Source organism: Kitasatospora sp. NPDC059803 (genome assembly GCF_042732255.1).
In the GTDB taxonomy this organism is placed as follows: Bacteria; Actinomycetota; Actinomycetes; order Streptomycetales; family Streptomycetaceae; genus Kitasatospora.
Genome location: NZ_JBHWIJ010000390.1, coordinates 1 through 6,773 on the forward strand (window position 1 = coordinate 1; position 6,773 = coordinate 6,773).

At 75.1% G+C, this 6,773-nt stretch carries 5 protein-coding genes; 1 reads left to right on the forward strand and 4 read right to left on the reverse strand.

The features are described 5' to 3' along the window. Window positions 1-62: 62 nt before the first annotated feature. Window positions 63-1,637 (reverse strand): TolB family protein, encoded by a 1,575-nt coding sequence (locus ACFV6I_RS36230; RefSeq protein WP_380430213.1) that lies wholly within the window; start codon window positions 1,635-1,637, stop codon window positions 63-65. A 153-nt stretch (window positions 1,638-1,790) separates the two neighbouring features. Continuing rightward, window positions 1,791-3,191, reverse strand: a complete 1,401-nt coding sequence (locus tag ACFV6I_RS36235; protein WP_380430215.1) for a TolB family protein — start codon at window positions 3,189-3,191, stop codon at window positions 1,791-1,793. A 230-nt stretch (window positions 3,192-3,421) separates the two neighbouring features. Here ACFV6I_RS36235 and ACFV6I_RS36240 point away from each other — a divergent pair, with 230 nt between their 5' ends. Further along, window positions 3,422-4,333 (forward strand): LysR family transcriptional regulator, encoded by a 912-nt coding sequence (locus tag ACFV6I_RS36240; RefSeq protein WP_063346233.1) that lies wholly within the window; start codon window positions 3,422-3,424, stop codon window positions 4,331-4,333. Between the two features lie 31 nt (window positions 4,334-4,364). Here the strand turns inward: ACFV6I_RS36240 and ACFV6I_RS36245 are convergent, their stop codons facing one another. Further along, entirely contained in the window at window positions 4,365-5,051 is a 687-nt protein-coding gene (locus tag ACFV6I_RS36245) for a TetR/AcrR family transcriptional regulator (RefSeq protein WP_380430218.1), read from the reverse strand. A 33-nt stretch (window positions 5,052-5,084) separates the two neighbouring features. Then, a complete protein-coding gene (locus ACFV6I_RS36250) occupies window positions 5,085-6,269 on the reverse strand; it encodes an FAD-dependent oxidoreductase (RefSeq protein WP_380430221.1) in 1,185 nt (394 codons plus the stop codon). Window positions 6,270-6,773: the final 504 nt, after the last annotated feature.

Below are 6,773 nucleotides of genomic sequence, written 5' to 3' on the forward strand. Positions count from 1 at the left end.
ACGCCGGCCCGGCCGACGTCCCGCCCCCGTACGCGGTTCACGGTGCGAGCGGTGGTTGACGGTCAGTCGTCGCTGTCCTGGTCCTGGTCCTGGCTTTGGTCCTGGTCCTGGTCGTCGCCCTGGACGTCGCCGTGGCCGTGGTGCGCGGTGGCGCGGGCGAAGACCTGGGAGTCGGTGCTCGCCGGGCCGCCGGTGCCGGTGAGCAGGTTGCCGCTGGTCGAGCTGAACACCACCGTGCGGCCGCGGGCGTCCACGACCGGATCGGCCGAGGTGCCGTTGCCGAGCGAGCCGTCCGCAGCGGTGGCGACCCGCTCGGTGCGGCCGGTGCGCAGGTCGTGCCGGTAGACGTCCCAGCCCGGGTGCTGCGGGCCCGCCACCAGGTTGTCGGCGGCGGAGGCGAAGTAGACCCAGCGGTTGTCGGCGGTGATCCGGGCGTGGTCGGAGGAGCCGACCGAGGTGGTGCCGGGCAAGCCGCCGCTGATCTTCGTCACGGTGCCCTTCCCGAGGTCCCGGACGTACAGCACGGTGTGGAACCGGTGGCCGCCGGTCGACCCGCCGGGCTCGGGCAGGGCGTAGATCGCGCGCCGCCCGTCGGGGCTGATCGTCGCGCCGAAGCTCGGGGCGCCGAGCTTGCCGTCGAGGTCGAGGCTGGCGGCGGAGATCCGGCCGGACTCCACGTCGTAGGTGTAGTAGGGGGCGGTCACCGGCCGGGCCAGGTTCGGGGCCAGGCCCTTCTGGGCGCTGTGGGGCAGGGCCGGGGCGACGCCCGGGGCCAGCTCCACGTCGGCGGGGGCGGCTGCGCCCCCGCCGGCCGGGGCGGGGGTCTGGTCGGCGGGCAGCAGGTTGTCGGCCATGGAGGTGAAGCCGATGGTGCGGCCGTCCGCGCTGATCGTCGGGTTGAGGGACATGCCGTCGCCCGGCTTGCCGTCCACGCCGCGGGTCACCAGCCTGGTCTTCCCCGTCCAGCGGTCGGTGACGTAGATGTTGTAGTCCCAGGTGTAGGGCCTGGCCAGCGAGGGGTCGCCGCCCTGGAGGTCGGGGACGAGGTCCTTCCGACTGGAGCCGAAGACCACGTAGCGGCCGTTCGCGCTGATCGAGGGCGCGTAGGAGGCGTGGAACTTGTCGGTGTCGGTGCCGGTGAGTCCGCCGCTGATCAGCTCGGTGCGGCCGGTCTTCCGGTCGCGGACGTACACCTCGTCGCGCCCCTGGACCTGCATGCCGGGCACCACGTTCTCGGCGTCGCTGTCGAAGGCGACGTAACGGCCGTCGGCGTTGATCGCGACGTTGTCGGTGAAACCGTTCAGCGCGCTGCCGTCGGCGGCCAGGTTGATCCGCTCGGTGCGGCCGGTCCTCAGGTCGCGGACGTAGGCGTCGCGGGCGCTCTTCGCGGGCTGGGACACCAGGTTCGTGGCCCAGGAGGTGAACAGGGCGTAGCGGCCGTTGGCGCTGATCGCCTGGCTCCACGACTGGTTGTCCGGCGCGGCGCCGTTCACCCCGACGCTGACCTGGACGGTGCCGCGCGGCGCCCGGTCGGCCTGGGCGGGTGCGGCGGTCACGGCGAGTACGGCGGTGGCCGCGAGAATGCTGCCGCCGCCGGCCAGCCACCGGTTGCGGGTGGTACGGGTGCTGCGTGTCATGACGTCTGCCTCCCCGGGGGTCGCCCGGCCGGGCTCCCTCCCGGCGACGGGCTTTCGGGAGAGCCAATCGTCGGGAGGGCCGGTGGTCAACGCCCACGGGTGATCTCGGCCGAAAATACGTCAACGGACGTATGCGGCAGGGGAGTCAGGACGTCACAGGCGGCGCAGGAAGACGTCCAGGAAGGTGTTGGTGTCACCCGGCACCAGGTCGCCGTCCGAGGCGTCGAAGATCACCGTGTCGCCGGTGGCGTCCACGTACGGGCCGTAGGAGGAGGCGGTGCTCTGCCCGCCGCTCCGGGTGAGGCTGACCCGCTCGATCCGCCCGGTCCACAGGTCGCGGCGGAACACGTCGCTGGCCGAGTTGGTGTCGTCGGGGACGAGGTTCTCGGCGGCGGAGTCGAAGTAGACCCAGCGGTCGTCGAGCGTCATGACGCCACCGGACGAGGACCACTTGGCGGTGGTGCCCGGCAGGTCGGTGTTGACCTTGGTGATCTTGCCGGTGGCCAGCTCGTGGACGTACACGTCCATCCGGATGCCGTGGGCCGGGGCGGGGGCCCCGCCGATGAAGACCGGGAGGCTGTAGATCGCGTAGCGGCCGTCCGGGCTGACCCGGCCGTCGCGGCCGCCGTCGCTCAGGGCCCCGGTGTCGTCCAGGCTGGCGCCGGCGATCTTGCCGGTGCCGGCCTTCCATACGTAGTACGGGTAGAACTTGGGCCCGGCCAGCTGGGGTGCCCCGGCGCCCGGCGTCGGGTCGGTGGTCGGGGTCGGGGTCGGGGCCGGAGTGCCCGGGAGCAGGTTTCCGGCCCGGGAGCCGAAGCCGACCGTCGAGCCGTCCGCACTGATCGTCGGACTGAAGGAGTTGTTGTCGGCGCCCTCGCCCTCCGTGCCGGAGGTGACCAGCCGGGTGGTGTGCGTCCAGCGGTCGGTGACGTAGATGTTGTTCTTACCGCGTTTCACGCCCGGGGCGAGGTCGGTGCGGCTGGAGGCGTAGGCGACGAAGCGGCCGTCCCAGCTGAGGGTGGGGCTGTCGGCGGTGCGGATGCTCTGGTCGTCGGTGCTCGCCGGGCCGGCGGCGGTGATCAGCTCGGTGCGGCCGGTCCAGCGGTCGTGGACGAAGACGTCGCTGCCGTGCTTCGGCTGGCCGGGCAGCACATTGGTGGCGGCGGTGCTGAACGCCACGTACCGGCCGTCGCCGCTGATCGCGGCCTGGTTGGTGGCGGCGTCCAGCTTGGAGCCGTCGGCGGCGACGCTGACCCGCTCGACGTGTCCGTTGCGCAGGTCCCGCACGTAGACCTCGTCCGAGTTCGGGGTGCCGGCCCCGGGCAGCAGGTTGGTCGCGGTCGAGCTGAACAGCGCGGAGCGGCCGTCGGCGCTCAGCCCGAGTGCGGACGAGGTGCCGTCGAGCTGCTCGCCCTTGGGCCCCTCGCTCACCCGGGAGGTGTCGCCCTTGAGCGGCCGGGCCTCGGCGGCGGGCATCGCGGCCCCGGCCACGGCGGCGGCCACCAGGACGCCGGCGGTACGGGCCAGCCAACGGCGGGTTCGTGCGGTGGTCATGGACATCCTCCCCTGATGACGGCGCCGGGCCCTCGTCACCCCCGTGGCCCGGCTGGGGAAGAGCCAATCGTCGCCCGGGCCGGGTGGTCAACCGGGCGAAGCGATCTCGTCCGGAAATACGCCACCGGTCGTACCGCCCCTTACGCGGCCCCGGCCCGAACCCCGGCCCGAATCCCGCCCCGACTCCGGGCCCGGTCCGGACCGCCCCGGCACGCTGGCAGAATTGGTCCGTGATCGACGCCCGACGGCTGCGGACCCTGCGGGCCGTGGCGGACCACCGCACCGTGACCGCCGCGGCGGCCGCCCTCTACCTGACCCCTTCCGCCGTCTCCCAGCAGCTGGCCGCCCTGGAACAGGAGACCGGCCACCACCTGCTCGCCCGCGAGGGCCGCGGGGTGCGGCTGACCGCCGCCGGGGAGATCCTGCTCGGCCACGCCGACGCCGTGCTCGCCCAGCTGGAGCGCGCCGAGGCCGACCTCGCCGCCTACAGCGCGGGCGTCTCCGGCGAGGTCACCGTCGCCTCCTTCGCCACCGGCATCGCGCTCGTCCTCGCCCCGGCGATCGGGCTGCTGGCCGCGCAGGCGCCCGGGGTGCGGCTCAAGGTGCTGGACGCGGAGGGCGACGCCAGCCTGCCGATGGTCCTCGACGGCCGGGCCGACCTCGCGGTGGCCGTCGAGTACCGGGGCGCCCCGCGCGCCGACGACGCCCGGCTCACCCGCGTCCCGCTGTACGCCGAGCCGTTCGAGGCGGTGCTGCCGCTCGGCCACCCGCTGGCCGCCGACGGCGGTCCGCTCGCCGTCGCGGCCCTGGCCGACGAGCGGTGGATCGGCCCCTACCCGGGCAACCCCTGCCACGACGTCGTCCTGCTGGCCTGCGAGCACGCCGGCTTCCAGCCGCGCCTGGTGCACTCCTCCGACGACTTCCGGGCCGTCGTCGCCCTCGCCTCGGCGGGCGCCGGCGTCGCCCTCGTGCCGCGCTCGGCGTTGCGCGGCGTCGACCTCGGCCGGATCGCCGTCCGGCCGGTGGACAGCGAGCTCGCCACCCGCCGGGTCTTCGCCGCCGTCCGGGCGGGCGCCGACGGGCACCCGCTGATCCGCCCGGTCCTGGACGCCCTCGCCGAGGCGGCCGCGGCGGGCGCCTGAGCCCGGACCGGCCTGCGCTCGGCGCCTGGGCTCAGGCGGGTCGGGGCGTTGTGCGCGTGCCGTTGACGACCACCCGGAACATCCAGGACAGCCGGTCCTCCGGCGCCCCGGACACCAGGTCGTCCCCGAGTGCGGCGATCCTCGGGTAGGTGGCGGCGGGCGCCGCGCGGAGCGCGTCGGTGAGCGCGCCGTGTTCCCGCTCCGCCTGCTCGCCCTGCCGGGCGGACTGCTCGGCGGCGGTGGCGGTGGCCACCTGGAGCAGCACGTCCACGCCCCAGGCCGCCTGCCCGTCCGGTACCCCGCCCTCGTGCAGCAGTGCCAGGACCGCCTCCACCAGGGCCAGGTAGTGCGGCCCGGACGGCCTCGCCACCAGTGCGGCGTGGGCGAGCGCAGGGTGCCGGAACAGCACCCCGGTGCAGGAGTTGAGGACGGCGGCCAACCGCTCGCGCCAGTCCCCGGCCGCCGTCACGGGGCTCAGGTCCACCTCCCCGAGGAACTCCTCCAGGATCGCGGCGTGCAGTTCCGCGGCGTTGGCCACATACACGTACAGCGAGGCCGGCCCGGTGTCCAGCTCCTGGGCCAGCCGCCGCATGGTCACCCGTGGCAGGCCCTCCGCCTCCAACACCCGTACGGCGGCGGCGACGATCGCCTCGTGGCTCAGCGCGGGCTTCGCCGGCCGCTCGCGGCGGCTGCGGGGTCGGGAGGGGGGGCTCGTCATGCCGGCCAGCCTAGCGACCGTGTTCGTGACGAACTAGTTCGCCGAGGGTGTGCCCGCCGGGGCGGGCTGGTCCGGGGCGGGCTGGTCCGGGGTGGTGAACTGGTCGAGCAGGCCCTGGAGGCCGTCGGGGCCGAACATCAGCTCCAGGCCGGCGGCGGAGGCGGCGGCCGAGGCCTCGCTGCGCGGGAAGAGGGCGCGCTCGTAGGTGGTCAGGGCGGCCTCGGGGTCGCCGGGGTGGTGGGCGAGGGCCTTGCCGAGTTCGGCGCCGTCGAGCATGGCGAGGTTGGCGCCCTCGCCGGCGAACGGGGACATCAGGTGGGCGGCGTCGCCGAGCAGGGTGACGCCGGGGGTGCGGTCCCAGCGGTGGCCGACGGGCAGGGCGTGGATCCGGCGCGGGACGAGGCCGCCGTCGGCGTCGGCGAGCAGGGCCCGCAGGCCGTCGGCCCAGCCGTCGAAGCCGGCCAGCACGGTCGCCTTGGCGGTGTCGGGGGCGGTGGTGTCGATGCCGTCCAGCCAGTCCTCGCCGGCCCGGACGGCGGTGTAGACGTGGATGCTGCCGTCGCCCTCGCGGTGGGCGAGGAAGCCGCGACCCTCGGCCACGGAGAGGAAGAACCCGCCGCCGACCAGGGCGGCCGCCTCGGGGTGCCGGCTGTCCGCGTCGTGCAGGTCGGCCTCGACGAAGGAGACCCCGGTGTAGGCGGGCCGGGCGTCGGACAGCAGCGGCCGGATCCGGGACCATGCGCCGTCCGCCCCGACCAGCAGGTCCGTGGTGACGGCCGTGCCGTCGGCGAAGGAGACCTGGTGGCGGCCGTCGCCCAGCGGGTGGGCGCGGACCACCTTCCGGCCCCAGCGCACGGTGCCGGCGGGCAGGGAGTCCAGCAGCAGGTCGCGCAGGCGGCCCCGGTCGACCTCGGGGCGGCCGCCGGTGCCGTCGTCCTCCTGCTCCAGCCGGACGGCGCCGTCCGGCCCCACCACCCGCAGGGCCTCGCCGCCCGCGTGGACCAGGGCCAGGAACCGGTCGTGCAGCCCGGCGTAGTGCAGGGCCTGCTGGCCGGAGTCGTCGTGGATGTCGAGCAGGCCGCCCTGGGTGCGGGCCTCGGGCGAGGGCTCCAGGTCGAAGACGGCGGCCCGGATGCCGTGGACGTGCAGGACCCGGGTGAGCACGAGGCCCCCGAGCCCGGCTCCGATGACGGCGACGGGAACGTGCTGGACGGTCATGGCCACTCCTTGGGTCGGTGTCGGGCCGTGTCGGTCGGCGTGGGTTCGCCGCCCGCTCCTCCACGGTAACGAACATGTTCGTAACGAACAAGTTCGTCTCCTGGAACGGCCGACCCGGCAACCCGGGATCCCACCGGGCGGGAGTGTGAGAACTTCACGATCCGGACATGGCGGGATCACTGGCGTGCCGCGAGACGAGGCGGGCAGACTCGGTGCCGGAGAACCAGCTGACGGGAGGCCGTGGACGTGGGATTACCGGTTGCGCCGGACGGGCCCGGCCCCCCCTCGCGGTCGGCCCGTTCTCGGCGTCCTGCCCACTGGTCACGGCTGTTGCTCCCTCACGAGTGGGTGGTGGTGGTCCGTCTCACGAGTGGGTGGTGGTCCCGGGGGCGGGGGGCCGCGGCGGGGGGGGGGGGGGGGGGGCCCCGGCGGTTCGGGGGGCGCCCCGCCCGGGGGGGGCGCGGGGGGGGGGGGGGGGCGGGGCGCGCGGGGGGCCGGCGGCGG

Bases quoted from the DNA above. Each gene is read 5' to 3' on its own strand.
- ACFV6I_RS36230 (WP_380430213.1), bottom strand. From the start codon at position 1,637: ATGACACGCAGCACCCGTACCACCCGCAACCGGTGGCTGGCCGGCGGC.
- ACFV6I_RS36235 (WP_380430215.1), bottom strand. From the start codon at position 3,191: ATGACCACCGCACGAACCCGCCGTTGGCTGGCCCGTACCGCCGGCGTC.
- ACFV6I_RS36245 (WP_380430218.1), bottom strand. From the start codon at position 5,051: ATGACGAGCCCCCCCTCCCGACCCCGCAGCCGCCGCGAGCGGCCGGCG.
- ACFV6I_RS36250 (WP_380430221.1), bottom strand. From the start codon at position 6,269: ATGACCGTCCAGCACGTTCCCGTCGCCGTCATCGGAGCCGGGCTCGGG.